Origin of the sequence: Sorangium sp. So ce296, from assembly GCF_051529605.1 — a bacterium.
GTDB classification, from domain to species: domain Bacteria; phylum Myxococcota_A; class Polyangia; order Polyangiales; family Polyangiaceae; genus Sorangium; species Sorangium cellulosum_D.
The window spans coordinates 7,853,837-7,871,197 of sequence record NZ_CP150325.1; the positions used below are offsets into that span (position 1 = coordinate 7,853,837).

The 17,361-nt window shown below is 72.2% G+C and carries 8 protein-coding genes; 5 read left to right on the forward strand and 3 right to left on the reverse strand.

Annotated elements, in window-relative coordinates; all coding sequences use genetic code 11:
• Window positions 1-70: 70 nt before the first annotated feature.
• The 4 genes from WME98_RS29085 (at window position 71) to WME98_RS29100 (ending at window position 7,696) form a co-directional block, all read left to right on the forward strand.
• Entirely contained in the window at window positions 71-3,931 is a 3,861-nt protein-coding gene (locus tag WME98_RS29085; RefSeq protein ID WP_437944993.1) for a protein kinase domain-containing protein, read from the forward strand.
• Window positions 3,932-4,592: 661 nt separating this feature from the next.
• Entirely contained in the window at window positions 4,593-6,089 is a 1,497-nt protein-coding gene (locus WME98_RS29090) for a hypothetical protein (protein WP_437944994.1), read from the forward strand.
• Between the two features lie 12 nt (window positions 6,090-6,101).
• Window positions 6,102-6,605, forward strand: coding sequence for a hypothetical protein (locus tag WME98_RS29095; protein WP_061626389.1), 504 nt, complete (start codon window positions 6,102-6,104; stop codon window positions 6,603-6,605).
• Window positions 6,606-6,634: 29 nt separating this feature from the next.
• Window positions 6,635-7,696, forward strand: coding sequence for a hypothetical protein (locus WME98_RS29100; RefSeq protein ID WP_437944995.1), 1,062 nt, complete (start codon window positions 6,635-6,637; stop codon window positions 7,694-7,696).
• 29 nt (window positions 7,697-7,725) lie between these two features.
• Here WME98_RS29100 and WME98_RS29105 read toward each other — a convergent pair whose 3' ends face one another.
• A complete protein-coding gene (locus tag WME98_RS29105) occupies window positions 7,726-11,904 on the reverse strand; it encodes a TOMM system kinase/cyclase fusion protein (protein ID WP_437944996.1) in 4,179 nt (1,392 codons plus the stop codon).
• A gap of 145 nt (window positions 11,905-12,049) precedes the next feature.
• Entirely contained in the window at window positions 12,050-13,795 is a 1,746-nt protein-coding gene (locus tag WME98_RS29110) for a sigma-54-dependent transcriptional regulator (RefSeq protein WP_437944997.1), read from the reverse strand.
• A 306-nt stretch (window positions 13,796-14,101) separates the two neighbouring features.
• On the opposite strand from WME98_RS29110, the gene WME98_RS29115 reads away from it, so the two are divergent.
• Complete coding sequence (locus WME98_RS29115; protein ID WP_437944998.1) at window positions 14,102-15,199, forward strand: hypothetical protein; 1,098 nt, start codon at window positions 14,102-14,104, stop codon at window positions 15,197-15,199.
• A 388-nt stretch (window positions 15,200-15,587) separates the two neighbouring features.
• Here WME98_RS29115 and WME98_RS29120 read toward each other — a convergent pair whose 3' ends face one another.
• On the reverse strand, window positions 15,588-16,931 hold the full coding sequence (locus WME98_RS29120) for a cellulose binding domain-containing protein (RefSeq protein ID WP_437944999.1): 1,344 nt from the start codon (window positions 16,929-16,931) through the stop codon (window positions 15,588-15,590).
• Between the last annotated feature and the right edge of the window lie 430 nt (window positions 16,932-17,361).

The following is a 17,361-nucleotide window of genomic DNA, read 5'->3' on the forward strand; positions in this document are numbered from 1 at the left end:
GCCGAGGCGAGCCTCTTTACATCCCTCGCCGCATCGACGGATAATTGCCATCGTGGAGCAAGGAGCGGTCTTGGCCGGACGCTACCGCCTTGAGCACCGCGCGGACGCGGGGGGCATGGGCGAGGTGTGGAAGGCGCACGACCAGGAGACGCGCGAGGCGGTGGCGGTGAAGCTCTCGCCCCAGCGCGACGCAGAGGAGGCGGCGAGGTTCGAGCGAGAGGCGCAGATCCTCGCGGGCATGTCGCACCCCCACGTGGTCCGGTACGTGGCGCACGGGGCGTGCGCCGACGGTATGCCCTACTTGGTCATGGAGTGGCTCGAGGGCGAGGATCTCGCGGCGCGGCTCGCGCGTGGTCCGCTCGAGATCGACGAGAGCGTGGCGCTGGCGACCACGGTCGCGGACATCCTCGGTTTTGCGCACGAGCGCGGCGTCGTGCACCGCGACCTGAAGCCAAGCAATCTGTTCTTGCCAGGGGGGCGCCTCGACGGCGTGAAGGTGCTCGATTTCGGCATCGCGCGGCTCGGGCAGGCGACGCGGATGACGCGTCCGGGCGTGCTGATCGGGACGCCAGGGTACATGGCGCCCGAGCAGGCGCGGGGCGAGGCGAGCATCGACGCCCGCGCGGACGTGTTTTCCCTCGGCTGCGTGCTGTTCGAGTGTCTGACGGGCAGGCCTGCGTTCGGCGGTCAACACGTGGCGGCGATCCTGACCAAGGTGCTGTTCGAGGAGACGCCGCGCCTGCAAACCCTGCGGACCGGGGTGCCCGAGGCGCTCGACGATCTGCTCCGGAGCATGCTGTCGAAGCGCCGGGAGGAGCGGCCTCTCGGCGGGCACGCGGCGGCGGCGGCGCTGCGCGCGCTCGAGGATGCGTCGCGGTCGCCGGCCGTGAGCTCGGCCCGCTCGCCCTCGCTCACGAGCAGCGAGCAGCGCGCCGTGGCGGTGATCGTGGTGAGCGCGGCGGCGGACGCCGAGGTGAGGGCGTTCGGCGGGGACACGACCCTGATCCTCTCGCCCGGCGACGAGGCCGTCCTGCGCGAGGCCGAGGCGCATGGCGGCCGGAGCGAGCGTTTGCTCGACGGGTCGGTCGTGGTGATGCTGGCGGGCACCGAGACGGCGACGGATCTGTGCGCGCAAGCGGCGCGGTGCGCGCTCGCGCTGCGCCGGTGCGCCGCGGGCCGGCGCGTGGCGCTGGCCATGGGGCGGGGGGAGCGGACGGCGCGGTCGATGGGGCCGGCGATCGACCGGGCGGCGCGGCTCGCGAGCACCACGGCGCGCCACGTCGCCCCGGAGGGCGCGGCGATCATCGACGAGGTCGTCGCTGGCCTGCTCGACGCGCGCTTCGAGGTGCGGGAGAGCGAGGGGTTCTTCACGCTGCACGGCGAGCGCCCGCTCGCGGAGGGGACGCGCCTGCTCCTCGGCAGGGTCACACCGTGCGTGGGGCGAGAGCTCGAGCTCGGCATGCTCCGGGCGCTCGTGATGGAGAGCATCGAGGAGAGCACGGCGCAGGCGGCGCTGGTGACGGCGCCGCCCGGCGTGGGCAAGTCGCGCCTGGCGCAGGAGTTCCTGCAGGAGATCCGGGGGCAGGGCGCGGGGGTGTCGGTGTGGGCCGTGCGCGGCGACGCGCTGCGGGCCGGCTCGCCCCTCGGCATGCTGGGCCAGGCGCTGCGGAGCGCGTGCGGGATTCACGAGGGCGAGCCGATCGAGGTCCGGCGCCGGAAGCTCTCGGCAGAGATCGAGGCGCGGGTGCCGCCCGGCCACCGGCGGCGCGTCGAGGAGTTCCTCGGCGAGATCGTGGGCGCTGCCTTCCCGGACGAGGACAGCCTGCCGCTCCGGGCCGCGCGCCGCGACGCGCAGCGCATGGCGGACCAGGTGCGCGCCGCCTTCCTCGATTACCTCGCCGCGATCGTCGCCGGCGGCCCGCTGATCGTCGTGCTGGAGGATCTGCACTGGGGCGACCGACCCACGGTGTCGCTCCTCGACGCGGCGCTGCGCGACCTCTCGGATCGGCCGCTGTTCGTGCTCGCCCTGGCGCGGCCGGAGGTGCGCGAGCTGTTCCCGAAGCTCTGGGAGGGGCGGCGGCTGCACGAGCTGCGGCTCAACGAGCTGAGCCGGCGCGCGGGCGAGCGGCTCGCGCGGCACGTGCTGGGCGAACGCGCGGACTCCGACGCAATCGCGCGGATCGTGCGCCTGTCGGAGGGCAACGCGTTTTACCTGGAAGAGCTGATCCGCTGGACCGCGGAGGGCCGAGGCCCGGACGTGCCGGGGACGGTGGTCGCCATGGTGGAGTCGCGCCTCGGGGCGCTGGACGACGAGGCCCGGCGGCTCCTGCGCGCGGCGAGCGTCTTCGGAGAGGTCTGCTGGGCTGGAGGGGTGGCGGCGCTCGTCGGCGGCGAAGCGCGCCGGAGCCGGGTCGCCGCCGGGCTCGAGGCGCTGGTGGCGCTCGAGATCCTGGTGCGCCGCCGCGAGAGCCGCTTTCCGGCGGAGGAGGAGCTCTCGTTCCGGCACGCGCTCCTGCGCGAGGGCGCGTATGCCATGCTGACCGAGGGGGATCGGGTGCTCGGCCACCGGCTGGCAGGGGAATGGCTGGAGCGGGCGGGGGAGCCGGATCCCGTGGTGCTGGCCGAGCATCTCCAGCGCGGGCGAGCGCTCGATCAGGCCGCGTGCCATTACCTGCGCGCGGGCCGCGAGTCGTGCGATCGCGGCGACTTCGCGAGCGCCCTCGCGCGCGCGCAGCGCGGCGTCGACTGCGGCGTGCAGGGCGAGACCCTCGGCAACCTGATGGCGCTGCGGGCGATGGCGCATTGCTGGCGCTCGGAGTTCGATGCAGCGAAGCAGGCGAGCGCCGCTGCGCTGCCGCTCACGGGGCGCGGGAGCCGGTGGGCGTGCATCGCGCTGTTCCATCGCGCGTGGGCGTCGCTCGTCCTCGACGCAGAGGACGATTTCATGGAGACGGCCGACCGCTTCGTCCAGTTTCAACCCGACGCGGAAGCGGACCGGGAGTACATGCTCTGGGCGCCGCTCGCCGCGTCGCTGCTCCAGACCTACGGGCGCCGCGAGCTCTGCAAAGCCTTGCTCGATCGCGCGGACGCGCTGGCGGCCGCGCTGCCCGTCCTGGATCTCGATCTCAGGGGCGCGCTCGCCATCGGGCGCAGCGATTACGTCCGCGCCTTCGAGCGGGATCCGTGGCGGCAGCTCCAGCTGACGCGACAGGCGGTGGAGGCGTTCCAGGCGATCGAGGATCTCCGGAACCAGATCACGGCCTTGAACCGGCTCGGCCAGGCCGAGGCCGAGCTCGGCGATCCGGCGGCGGGCGAGGCCACGCTGCGGCGGGCGGTGGCGCTGGCGCAGCGCATCGCGATCCCGTTCGCGCAACGCCAATCCGCATTGCACCTGGCGGCGCTGCTCTCGCGCGGCTCGGATCCGTCGAAATGGGGAGAAGCGAGCGACATGGCCGGATCGTTGCTCGGCGCTGCGGGGGTGAGCGTGGGATACCGAGGCTGGGCCCACGGGATCTGCGCAGAGGTTCTCCTCCAGCGTGGCTCGTACGACGATGCCGTGCGGCAGGCGCGCGAGGCAGATGCGCTGTGCGCCCGCATCCCGCTGCGGCGGCTCTGGGTGACGGCGTTGCTCGTCCGCGGGCTGATCCAGCTGGGTGACCGCGATGAGGCGGCGCGCGTGGCCAGCCGCATCGAGCCCGGGCTCGCGTGTCTGGGCGGCGGCGGCTACGTCGAGATCGACGCGCGGGTGGCGCTGGCGGAGGCGTATTGGACCGGCGGCAGGCAAGGCGAGGCGCGGGCGGCGCTCGGCGAAGCGATTCGCGGGATCGCGGCGCGGGCCGAGGCGATCCCCGACGCGGCCTGGCGCGCGCGGTACACGGCGTGTGTGCCGGAGATCGCGCGCGCCCGCCGGCTGGCGAGCGCATGGGCGTAGGCGCGTCGGGCAGACCCCGACACGCGCGCACCTGAGGCCGGCTCGCCCTACTTCGGGGGCAGCCTACCACGGTTCGCGCCATCGGACGAGCGCTCGTCGGCGTCGTGCGCATGGCAGATGGCCATGCGCGTGCGCGCACACGCGAGATGACCGTGCGCCGCGTGCGCGCACACGAGAGATGACCGTGCGCGTGTTCGCGCACGCGAGATGACCGTGCGCGTGCGCGCACGCGCGCAGCATCGGGCGTCTCCGCACGAACACCCCGCGCGCCCGCGAGGAGGAGCGCGGGTGAACGGCAGGGAGGCGCCCGCGTCGCGGGGTGACGTACGCGCGTCCCCGGGGACGCGCGCAGCGGGGCGCAACGTGCGTTGATCGGTCGAGACGGGCGCCGGCGGCCGCCCGGCGCACGCCTCGTATCCTCCTCACCCAGCCCGAGGTGGGGGCGGCGAGCGCATGAGGCCTGTACGAGAGTCGATGGCTCTGTTCTTGCTTGGCCACTCATCGCATCGCGATCAGCGGCTGAGAGCTACTCGGGCGTGCCCGACGAGGCTCGCAACCGGGCGCGTACCGCGTCCCAGGGATTCGCGACACGGATACAACAGCTTACGCACAGCCGGAGACGTGTATCATGAGCAGGGTAAGAGGTTCGCTGTATCGTGGGTTGAACGCCGCTCTGACGAGCGCGCTCCTGATCGCGGCCTGTCGCGGCGGCCGCTCCAGCACAACTGGCGGCGGCACCGGCGGCACCGCCGCCGGGCAGGATCCGTGCGCATACAAAGCCGGCCCGGAGCTGCTCAGCTTCCCGACCGCCCTCGATTCGCTCGGCGAGATGCCGCCAGACGTGTGCCCTCCCTCGCCCGAGCTCCGTTGCGCCAGCGTCTGCCCCGGCGGCGCGTGCGACGAGGTCGCGCTGGATCGGCTGCACGACATCTTCGCGTGGCGCCTCTTCGTCGCCACCAACTGGCCACACACCGCGACTGGACCCCAGAGCTCCGGAAGCGCCGGCAGCTGCAAGGACCTGGTCGGCGCGGCGACCCAGCCGGCGCCGCAGCTCTCCGGCGCCGGCGTGCCCCTGTGGTGCACGTGGCACGACGTCTCCGAGGCGTTCGAGCGCGACGCGCCTCACGATGGAGAGGAGTGCCAGGACGTGAACGTCAAGCAGGTGATGTCGTCGGGGTGGACCGACCCCTTGCCGCCGCGCGACAACCCCGTGTGGGACCAGAGCGGGAACCCCGTGAAGTTCGAGGCGCGCATCAATGAGCGCTCGTACCAGCAGTTCGTGGCCAACCTTCGCGTGAACGATATTGCTGGCCAGCTGGCAGTCCAGTGCTTCGCGCCCGAGTGCCAAGACCCGGGCTCGGCCCGTTGCTTCGGGCTCAGCGAGCAGAACTCCACGTGGGGCCGGTATCCCAACTGCGCCAGCGAGTACCCTGGAGGAGCGAACGAGCCGCTGGTGCACCTCAAGCTGGCGTGGAAAAAGCTGGGCCCGTCCGACGACCCAGGTCGCTTCATCGTCCACGAGGACGGAGAGCACGGGCTCGTGGCCATGCACATCGTCGCCAGGACCCTGATGACCAAGGGGTCATGGTTCTGGGCGACGTTCGAGCACGTCGACAACCTCGAGCCGTCCGAGCCTTGGCGCACGCCGCTGTTCCGGGATCCGTCGTGTCAGGACTGCGTCCCGAACAAGTGCCCTCAGCCGGCGCCCGGCCAGCCGCGCCGGACCCAGATCGAGCGGCTGACGCCGATCCCGGAGGGCGTGGCGGCCCTCAACGACGAGGTGCGGGCGCTGTTCGCGCAGCGCGGGCACGTGCTCCAGCACTACCAGCTGATCGGCGCCCAGCGCCGGGACAGCGGAGAGTACGTGGCGTGCTCCCTCGACGGGAAGCCCACCCACGTCCCGCTCGACGGGCTCAGGCCCGCTCGGCTGGCGAACGCCGTCATCGAGTGGGACCGGCAGGACATCTCCTGCTTCGAGTGCCACGCGCGCGCCAAAGGGGTCGTGTTCAAATCCCCGGCGACCGATTGCATGGACTGCGACACGGACACCTGCCCGATGGCCAAGGAGGGCGACGTCCGCTTCGCGGAAGGCTGCGCCGATTTCCTCTGGCAGGCCGCCAGGGCTGCCTGGAATCCCATCGTCAACACGGAGCAGTGAAGGAGGCTCACCATGAGCTACGCGAACCCGAAGCATCCGACCCTCTCATTCCTCTATGCGCTCTACTCGAACGACACGGCAGAGAAGCAGCGGATCCGCAATAATCCCAAGCCCGCCTACAAGGAGTATTCCCTCTCCGCCAAGGCGGCGAATATCTGCAACAAGGTCGGCCTGCAGCCCGGCGCGAAGCCGACGGCCGAGCTCGCGGATGAGATCTGCGTGCTGGTGCGGCAGGAGCTGATCCGGGTGCCCGATCGGCTGATGTACGACACGCGCTACGTCACGCACCAGTCGCCGATGCAGGGGCTCCTCTACGCTGTCTACGCCGGCGACGGCGGGAGCTCGTCGCGCAAGCCCTTCGACGGCGGCGTGCAGATCCATTTCCCGGGCACCGAGGTCGCGGTGGCGGCCCTGGCGTCGCCGGGCAACGGCAAGGAGCTGAGCCACAGCCAGCTGAACGCCATCTTGGCGGTCGTGAAGGCAGAGCTCCTCGGCCCCGTGTACTCGGCCTGGTAGGCGGTCCGGCCGGAGAAGGTGAGGACACGATGAACGACATCCTGACAGTCGCATCCGCGCGGATGCCCGCCGAGGTCGGCTTCGATCGAGCGAGGGCCCACGCGCGCTTGTTCCGATCGGGCCTCGAGGGCGACGTCACCGCGCAGTACGTCGAGTGGCGGCTCGGTCCAGCGGACGATCAGGTGGACTTCCTCGTCGCCCTGGATCGGCCGGGGCCGCAGGGCACCCGGGTGTTCCGGGATCTCGAGGAGCGCTCGCGGAGCTGGACCGAGCAGGAGCGCCACGCCTGGCTCCCCGTCGCGCGCCTCGGGGCCGCTTGGTCCGGCCCCGAGGCGCCCCTCTGGCCGCGCGTCCCCACCGTGTGGCTCGAGCTCGACGACGTGCGCGGGCCGGCGGCCGCGCCGCCGTGCGTGAGCGTGTGCCTCGTGTCGGGGTACGCGCGACCGCTCGAGCCCCTCGGTGCGCCTCGGCCCGACGAGGAGATCGACACCGTCCACCGGGTCCTCGACCTCTTGGGCGTGCCCGCGTCAGCGCGCCTCAGCGGCGCGCTCGGGCGGTGCTTCGCCGCCCTCCCGCGAGGGGGGCGGCTCATCCACCTCTCGGTGATGCTGGGCCGCGATCCAAAGGCGGTGAAGCTCTACGGCAAGGTGCCGCGCGCCGCGCTCTCACCGTACCTGAAGGCCATCGGATGGAGCGGCGAGCTGGCAGCGCTGGAGCGAGCTCAGCGGGCGTTGTATCCGGAGGCGTACACCGGAGACGACGTGTACTTCGATCTGAACCTGGCCAACTACGACGCTCCCGGGCGCGCATCGCTGGGGCTCGCGTTCAGCCAGCAGCAGGTCGCTCGCGGCCCCTGCCAGGATCCGCGCCGGCGCGCGATCCTGGACCGGCTGGTGGAAGCCGGGCTCTGCCACCCGGCCAAGGCGGCCGCCGTCGCCGGGTGGCCGGGCGAGTCGCGCGAGCAGGTCGCTGGAGAGGCCTGGCCGCGGCGCTTCCTGCGCTTCCTCGACATCAAGCTGGTCTGGGACGAGGACCAGGGTCCCTCGGCGAAGGCCTATCTCGGCACCAGCTGGCCATCAGGGCTCTTCTGAGCGGGCGGCGGACGTCCGCCGCCGCCCGCTCACGCCGGCGCTGCGACGATACGGTGCGCCTCGCGGAGCGCGGCGGCGGAGGCATCATCGCCGTCGATCGCGGCGAGCGCGGCCGCGATCTCGGCGCGCGCCCCCCCTGACCCGCCGCGCCGCGAGCGGGCGCGGTGCAGGCTCAAGAGCGCGCTCAGCTCGAGCCACCGCGCCGAGAGCTCCCTCGCCCGGGTGAGCGCGCGCTCGAGCTCGAGCTCGCCCGCGGCCTCGTCGCGCCGAGGGTTCTCCGGCGAGAGGAGGATCTCCGCCCGCTGGCGGTGGACCTCCGGCTCGAGATAACGCTCCTCGGTGCGTTCGTAGTGCGCCGTCGCCTCGTCGAGCGTTCGGAGCGCTCCGCCGAAGTCCCCCTGGAGCCGGAGCGCCGCGGAGAGGAACGTGAGCTGCCAGATCGTGCCGAGCTCGGCCCCCACCCGCCGCCACATCGCCATGCCGCGCCGGAGAGGCTCGATCCCCCCGCCGTCCCCCGAGAGGGCGCGCGCCGCGGCGTCGATCATGCGCCCGTAGGCTTCCCAGAACGGAAAGCCGTGCTCTTGCGCCACCGTGATGGCCTGCTGAGCGTGCTCCCGCGCGCCGTCGAGGAGCGGCGCGCCCGTGCCCGTGCAGCCGAGCACCAGGTGAAGCCACGCCGCCTGGCCGTGCATGCCGGCGATGCGGCTCGTGTATCCCAGCCGCATTGCATGGTCGATCCCTTGCTGCTTCCGGGCGAGGGCGAGGTCGACGTGCCCGAGGAGGAGCTCGGCCAGCGCCTCGAAGGACAGCGAGGAGAGCAGCGGATCGTCGCCGTAAATGACCGCCAGATCGCGGTGCCGCTCGAAGACGTAGATGGAGTCGCACTTCCGGCTATGCGCGACGGCGTCCGCGAGGCGCCCCATGCAGAAGCTCGTCATGCAGAGCGCCTGGTGCGCCCCGAGCAGCCGCTCCGGCCGCCCATCCTGCTCGGCGATCGCGAGCAGCTCGCGCCCGAGGCGCAGCGCCTCCGGCAAGGAAGCGCGCGTGTTGTGGAAATACCAGAGCCCCCGCCGCGCCACGAAGGCGCGCTCGGAGGACGCTTGGCCGGCCGCGGCGAGCTCCACGACCCGCGTGAACGACCGCTCCACCTCCGGATCGCTATAACCGACCTTGGACATCAGGATTGCCCCGCGCGTCAGGAGCAGATCCATCTCCTGGTCGTCGCGCGCTGCTCCGGGGGGGAGCAGGCCGACATCGGAGAGCCCTCGCGCGATGTGGTGCAGCGCATCGGTGTACGCCGACGCGCTGGAGGCCTTCTTCGCCGCGTCGTGCCAGTACCCGACGGCCTTGTCCGGGCGATCCGCGTCGGACCAATGACGGGCCACGAGATCGGGCCTCTCCCGCGGCAGATCGTGGAACTCGGCCTCCAGCGCGGTGGCGATCCGCTTGTGCATGGCCTGCTGGGTCGCGCGGGTCATGCTGTCGTAGGCCGCGTCGCGGATGAGCGCGTGCTTGAACACGTAACTCGGGTTCTTGATCCGGCGCTTGCGGTACACGAGGCCAGTGTCCGTCAGCCGGTCGAGATCCTCCTGCACCGCGGCGGCGCCGAGCGGGCTCACGACCGAGAGCACGTCGAGGCTGAACTCCCGGCCCAGCGCCGCCGCGACCTGCGCTGTCTCCCTGGCGCGACCCAGCCGATCCAGGCGGGCCGTCAGCAGGTTGCGCAGCGTGCTCGGGATCTCCGTCTGCGCGAGCGGACGGGCCAGATCGTACCTGTCCTCCCCCTCCACGAGCGCGCCTGTGTCCACCAGCATCCAGATCAGCTCCTCCACGAAGAGCGGCACGCCGTCGGTGCGGTCGAGCACCTGATCGAGGACCTCGGCGGGAAGCGCCTTGCCGCCGAGGAGCGCCGTGATCATCGGCTCGACCTGGGCGCGCTCGAGGCGGTTGAGGGAGAGGTGCTGGACACCGGCGGTAGGGAAGGGAATCGAGAACTCGGGGCGTGAGGTCATGATCAAGGACACCGGGGCCGAGGGAGCCTCTTGGACGAGCAGCGTGAGCAGCTCCAGGGTTGTTGCCTCGGCCCAGTGCAAGTCCTCTGCCACGAAGATCAGCGGGCGCTCCTCGGCCATCGCGAACAGCAGCGACAGAACGGCGTTCAGCGTCATCTCCTTCCGCCGCTGCGGGGAGACGTCGAGCGGGGCGTAAGGGGGCGCGACGGGGAGGGAGAGGAGCGGCAGGAACAGCGGCATCACCTCTGGCGGCGTGAAGCCGTGGCCCGCGAGGCGCGCCTCGAGCCGCGCGACGCGGGCGTCCGGCGGCGCCTCGTGATCGAGCTCCAGGATGCGCGCGAGCATCTCGACGATCGGGAAGAGCGCGCTGTGCTGCGTGTCCGGCGCGCAGCGGCACTCCACGAAGGTGTGCGGCTCGCGCGCCACCCGCGCCCGCAGCTCGCGCACGAGGCGGCTCTTGCCGAGGCCGGGCTCCCCGCTGATCATCGTGCACTGCCCCGCGCCCGCGCGCGCGCGGCGCCAGCGCTCGAGCAGGATCGCCATCTCCTGCTCCCTGCCGACGAGCGGCGCCTCGTTGCTGATGGAGTCCGGGGTGGGCGGCCGATCCGACGCCGCGCGGAGGACGAAGGTCTTCCCGGACGCGCCCGCGCGATCCGCCTGCGGCCCCTCGCCGCCTTCGAACTCGAACGCGCCCCGCAGGAGCCGCCGGACCTCGGCCGACACCGCGACGCCGCCGGGCGGCGCGAGCGCCGCGACGCGCGCGGCGGTGCGCGGCGTCTCCCCCACGCCGGGCGCCGAGCCGCCCCGGAGGTCCTGCGCGACGAGCACGCCGCTGTGGACGCCGATCCGCACCTCGATCCGCGCGCCCGGCGCCGCGCGCCGGTCGTTCTTGGCGCGCACCGCGTCCGCGATCGCGAGCGCCGCCCGGGCGGCGCGCCGCGCGTCGTCCTCCTCGGCGCGCGGGTAGCCGAAGTAGATCAGCACGCGATCGCCGAGCGCGGCGGCCACGTGCCCCCGGTGGCTGCGCGCGATGTCGGCGCAGGCGGCGACCTCCGCGCGCAAGAGCCCGTCGATCTCTTCCACGTCGAGCCCCTCGGGCGTCGCGGCGATCGCGTCGAGCGCGCAGCAGACCACGGTGAGCTGCCGCCGCTCGCCGTCGAGCGTGGCGAGCGTCGCGGCGTCGGGCGGGTGGGTGACGGTCGGCGCGAAGAACGCGTACGCCCGCGGCGCGCCGGCCGCCGACCCTCCCCCGAGCGGATCGACCGGGGTGTCCTGCGGCTCGCCGGAGGCGGCTCCCCGGGCGATCGCGTCCCGCGACAGCGCCGCGACGTCGCAGGCGTCGAGCGCCGGGACGAGCGCCGCGGCGCTCGCCTCGCGGGCAGCCTCGTCCTTCTGCGTCACGTGGCGGAGCAGCGCCCCCAGCCAGTGCCCCTGGAGCGCGGCCGGGATGGGGACGGGGGCGGGGTTGAGCTGCTGGTACAGGATGTCGGCCGCCGAGCCGCCGGCATACACGGGCACGCCCGTCAGGCACTCGAGGAAGACGAGCCCCCACGAGAACAGATCGACGCGCGGCGTCGGCTCGAGCCCGCGGAGCTGCTCGGGCGCGGCGTAGCCGGGCGTGCCGAGCGTCTCGCCGGTGGCCGTCAGGCGCGCGCTCCGGCCGCCGCTCGCCCCGGCGATCACGCCGATGCCGAAGTCGAGCACCACCGCGTTCCGGCGAGCGCCGGAGGGGAGCACCATGATGTTGCGCGGCTTGAGGTCGCGGTGGATGACCCCTTGGGCGTGGGCGCACGAGAGGGCGTCGAGCACCTGCACCATGAGGTGCCTCGCCTCCGCGGGCGCGAGCGCGCCCTCCCGGGCGAGCACCTCCTCGAGCGTCTCGCCGGGCACGTACGAGAAGACGGTGTAAAGGAGCTCGTTGCCGGCGCGCCCCGCGTCGATGAGCGTCACGATGTTGGGGTGACGCAGCTGCCCGCAGAGCTCCGCCTCGCGGAGGAACCGCGCGATCCGCCGCTCGATCGCCGCCGCGTCGCCGCGCTCCGGCAGCGTCATGATCTTGAGCGCCACCGTCTGGCCGGTGGTGAGCTGCCGCGCCTTGTAGACCCTGCCGAAGCCGCCTGCGCCCAGCTCGGAGACGATCTCGTATCGCCCCGCGAACGTCGATTCGGCGGCCAGCAACGGACTGCCCTGATGCATTCCGGCCTCGTTGTGGTGACATGCCCGGCGTTTCCCGGGCGAGGGCCCGGAGGGGCCACGGACGACCCTCGGCGAGCGACGAACGGCCGCGGCGCCTCGAGCCTGGCGGCGCTGCGCGGCGGTAAACCTCAAGGAACAGCGCGGATCAGCGCCCCTCCGACGGCGCCTCGACATCCTCCTTCAGCAGCGCGACGAGGTCGCGATCGATCTCTCCGCCGAGCGCCTCGGTCAGCTCGCGGACGCGATCGAGCTCCCGCCGCAGCGCCCGGTGGTGATTGCGGTTCTTGACGAGCTGCTGCTGGCCGAGGAGCGCGAACGCCTCCTCGCGGCTGCCGGCGCGCTGCAGCGCCGCGCCGAGCACCAGGCCGCGGAAGCCCTCGCTGAGATCGAGCGACAGCGGCTCCCCCCCGCGCGCGCGCCGCTCCGCCTCCAGGACGAAGGCGTGCGCCGCGCGCCAGAGCTGGGCGAGCAGCGCGCCGGTCTCCGGCGCGCCGTCGTAGGCGAGGGCGCGCGCGAGGTGGCTCCGATCGAGCGCGAGCTCGCCGCCCGCGCCGCCGCGCTCCGCGACCGAGAGCGCGTACGCGCGGCGGATGATGTTGTCGAGCTGCCGCAGGTTGCCCGGCCACGGCACCTCGCAGAGGAGCGCCACCGCCTCCGGCGCCAGCCGCGCCGCGCCGTGCGCGCCGCCCTCGCGGTGGCGGCGGCTCAGCATGTAGTCGGCCCAGAGCGGCAGCTCGTCGAGCCGCTCGGCGAGCGGCGGCAGCCGGACGGGCAGCACGTTGATCCGGTAGTAGAGATCCTCGCGGAAGCGGCCGTCGCGCGCGGCCGCGCGCAGGTTTTCGTTGGTGCCGATGAGGAAGCGCACGTCGGCGCGGCGCTCGCCCCCCTCGTCGCCGAGCGCCCGGTAACGCCGCTCCTCGAGCACGTGGAGCAGGCCGGCCTGCGCCTTGAGCGAGAGCTTGTCGACCTCGTCGATGAAGAGCGTCCCCTGCGCGGCGCGCGCGATCGCGCCCGGGTTGTCCCGCACCGCCCCGGTGAAGGCTCCGCGCTTCCAGCCGAACAGCTCGGCCATCTGGAGGTCCTCGGGGACGCTGAGCAGGTCGAGCGTCTCGAACCGCTGCCCGACGCGCCCCGACTGCTCGTGGCACCAGCGCGCGAGCCGGGACTTGCCGGCGCCGGTCGGGCCGCTGATGAGGATGGTCTCCTCCTGCCGGGCGAACACGCGCAGCAGGTCGATGAGGGGCCCGGTCGTGGGGCCGACGACCGGCAGGAACTCGTCGACGCGCGCCGGGCTTGCCGGCCGGGGCGGCAGCGCGCGCAGGTAGGGCGCCGCGATGCTGGCGAGGAGCTCGAGCTGCTCGTAGCACCCGCGCCACATCGGCTCGCCCCCGGCGGCCGCCTTGCAGCTGGCCTCGAGCGCGACCATCCCCTCGACGGCGCCGCCGGGGGCGCGCAGCGGCACCACGTGCACGTGCGTGGCGTCGCGCTCGAGCATCCGGTCGCGCGTCTCGTCGCCGGGCAGACCGGCGCCGCCGCGTCGCTCGACGAGCGCGGCCGCCCCGTCCGGGAGCCAGGGGCGGAGCACGCCGAGCTGAACGTCGATCGAGACCGAGCAGCGGTGCTCGACGAGCCAGCGCCAGACGCTCGCCGAGGTGAGATAGCCGGTGCCCTCGACCCGCGCGCCGTTGCGGTGCTCGATGCCGAAGAGGCGCTGATAGCCGCCCTCGGGCCGGAGGTGCACCACCCCACGGAGCAGGCGCCCGCGCGGGGTCGCCGTGAGGGCCTGCTCGGCGCAACCGAGCATCTTGCGCAGCACCGCCGTGGCAGCGTCCTCGAAGCAGGTCGCCTCCACGAGGGAGCCGATCAGCGCAGGAAGCAGATCATGAGCCATGGCGAACGCAGGCCAGCATACACGAGATGTGTCCAGGCATGAGGCTGGATGAGCGGAGCAAAGGGTCGGCCAACCCGCATCCGGGTGCCTCGCGGGGGGATGGCGGACGTCCTCGGCTGACGCATCTGCGTCCCACGCGACGCAGGGGTTCCGTCTGTGCTGGCGCGAGGCGCTGGCCGCCCGAACGCCCGCGGAGCGAGCCGCTGCCGGTCCGCGGCGCCGGGCGCCGCAGGCAGGCGCGATCGAGGAACGTCGATGTCCCTCTGACAGCAGCCATCGGATCTGGCCATCGTGATAAGACACGCCATGATCTCGATCTACACCTCACGTTGTGTGAGCATGATGTTGCTGGGCCTCTCGCTCCTGGCCTGCGGCGACGACGACGGCAAGGGCGGCGGCGGCCCCGGCGGCACGAGCAGCGGCGCCGGCGGGGGAGGGGGCAGCGGCGGCGGAGGCGGCGGTGAAGGCGGCGGCGGCCCGGCGGAGCTCGACCCGCGCGTCGAGGCGTGCCTGCGGATCAACGCATGTGACGCCGACGGCGGCGCGCCGGTGGGACTCCAGGCCTGCCTCGGCCACGAGCTCGATCAGCGGTGGGCCTGGGCGACCACCGGGGCGAGGCGCCTCGGCCTCGCGGCCATGGACTGCAAGCTCGCGGCGGCCGACTGCGCCGGCGTCCGCGCGTGCACGCCGGCCGTCGAGGAGCTCGGCGCGGCGTGCAGCGAGCGGGCCGGCGCCGATCTGTGCGAGGGCGACACCTGGGTGATTTGCGACGACCTGGGCGCGCCGCTCGCCGCGATGGACTGCGCGGCCGCCGGGCTCTCCTGCATGTCCGATTTCAACGCCGGGTGCGGCGCCGAGCCGTGCGATTACGCCACCACGCCGGCGGCGTGCGATCCCGAGGACGCGGACGTGCTCGTCGAGTGCAGCCCTGCCGGCTTCCTGACGCGGGTCCACTGTCCGAGCCAGTACAACCTGGTCCATGTGAACGGCCGTGAGGGGGAGCAGGTCTTCTCGATCGCGGGGGAGACCTGCGGGTTCGACGAGCAGCGCAGCGCGCTCGGGTGCGTGGGCACGGGCGAGGCGTGCTCCTTCTTCTCGCAGCGGTGCGACGGCGCGGTGCTCGAGACCTGCGCGGGCGGCAAGCTGGGCCGCCGCGACTGCGCCGCGCTGGAGCCGGCCGGCCAGGGCTGCGGCTTCGTCCAGAGCGGGCCGTTCGCCGGCGCGGCCTCCTGCGGGCTGGTCGGCGGCGCGTGCGATCTCGGCAGCGACGAGGCGTGCGACGGCGCCGTCCTCCGGTACTGCAGCTGGGGAGAGCCGGCGGCGCTCGACTGCCGCGCCGCGGGATACACCGGCTGCGCCACGGCCGAGCAGGGCGGGCGCACCGTCGCTTACTGCACGCCGTAGGGCCGCCCCGGATCAGGCACCGAGCGACTCGACATCTCCTCAATCCGCTGAACCGGGGGGAGCGCGCTGCTGCGTGGGCAGCAATCGCGGCCCCTCGTGTTGCTCGGGCGCGACGCATCAACGGCAACTACTTCCTCGAGGCGCAGAAGAACCTGAAGCTCGACGCGAAGGTGCTCGCCAGCGAGCCCGCCAAGGGCAACCCGTACGCGAACGTGCGTGCGGCGCGCTCCGTTATCAAATCTCGGGAGAACCACTTGCCCGTTCGAGTCGATGATCTCGCGTCCCGGCTCCGGGCCGGCAAACTCGCCGCCGGAGGCTGCGCCGGTCCGTGCCGGGACGAGTGATCATCGAGCACTCCGCTGCGCCGAGCGGAGATGCTTCACGGCGCTCAGGGCGTGGTGGCGGTCGGCGTGTAGTTTGTGCCGGTCTTGTTCGCGCAGAAGCCGAACGAGGTCGTGGCTCCGGGCGCGAGGTTCGCATTCCAACTCAGCGGAGTGACCTGATACTGACCGGCGGAAGCCGCGTGAAAGTTCGCGCTGTGGCTGCTCGTTAGCGTGGATTGATTCATCGCGAGCGACACGGACCAAGAGGAGATCGCGGTCGTGCCACCGTTGTGAACCGCGACACTCGCGCAATAGCCCGTGTTCCAATTGCTGGTCACGGTGAGCGTCGCGGTCCACGGCGTCGTGCTCGCGCCGCACGGGATCTGGCTCGTCGTCCAGGACGTATTCGGATCGATGAAACACAGGTCCCAATTCGAAGGCGGGCCGTTGAAGTCCGTCTCGCTCGGCGGCAAAAGGCTCGTCACGCCGTCGTGAACGAGGCTCGTGTCGATGAAGCCGAGCTGCGGGAACGGCTGATCCTCGAGCGGAGAAAAGTTTTCGACGATCGGGCCCCACCAGCCGCAGCCGGTCACACTGCAGTCTTGTTGCGGACCCGTGAACGCGTGCGCGTACTCGAGATCCCACTGACTCGTGCAATAATTCCAGAACAAAACGCGGTTCTCCCAGCCGCTCGCGGTGGAGACGGTGGCATTGGCGTAGTACAGCGTCTCGTGGTTCACGCCGGCGCCGTCCGCCATTTGCGTGAGCTGGCAGGTGTTGTCGCTGAATGGTCGCGTCCAGATCCAGGAGGGCACGGTCTGACCGCCCGCGCACGGATCGGTCGCCGAGCACGACCAGTCGAAAACGCCGATGTGATGCACGCTGGCCTCGCGGTACCAGCCGACGACCTCGACGGTTTTCTCCGTGCGATTCGTGGCCGTCGTGAACAAATCCGCCGGTACGTCGAAGCCGAGACCCTCCGGATACACGATCATGTGTGTGTAGAGCGTCGATGATTCGGTTACGGGCAGCGCGCCGCTCTTGTAACTCACGCCCGCGCCGAGCCCGCCCGGCACGTGGTCGGGGACGATCTCGCGCGAGCGCGCCGCGCGCGGCGCGCCGTCCGCCGTACCGCGCATCGCCTTGAGATTCGGCGGCAGCCGCTCCGGCCTGCGCGCGGCGGCACGCTGCGCTTCAGCGCGGCGATCGGCGATCGGCGCGCACCGCTGCGTCTCCGGATTCTGCAGCAAACCGGCTGCGCAATGCCCGCCGCCTGCGAGCGCATGCGCCTCCGAGACGACGTCCGCCTCGCCGGATGCGTCCGCACCGCACGCGAGGAGAACCAGCGGTGCCGCGAGGTACAATGAAGAAGAGAAGGCCGACATCATCGAAACCGTGACTCGTTGCATCGTCGCTCCTACTTCGGTCGGCATACACTTTTGGTGAGCTCACGCGCAGTGAGCAGGTCGACCGAACCCGGGTTCTTCGTTTCAGACTCTCAGCGCCATTAGAGTCTCGACGCGCAGGCAAATCGAGCCGGATCGCAGCGCGAGGAAGCGCAGCGCAGCAAGGCGAAAGGGTGAGGCCGCGAGCGGCTCGTATGCTCCATATTCATGGCTCACCGGGGGGCGTGATTCTAATGAAATGGCATCATAGACCCCATGCAATGGATTCATCTCGCCATGAGCGACCCGGAACGTGCCGCGGCGGCGCGCCCCCGGCGCGCCCGCAGTCGGTAGCCGCTATTCCACGGAACGGAGTCAAAGCCAAAGCGGCTGCAGCGCGAACGAGGGGGCCCTGCGAAACTACAGCGGGAAAATGATGAGGCGTAGTGCACCT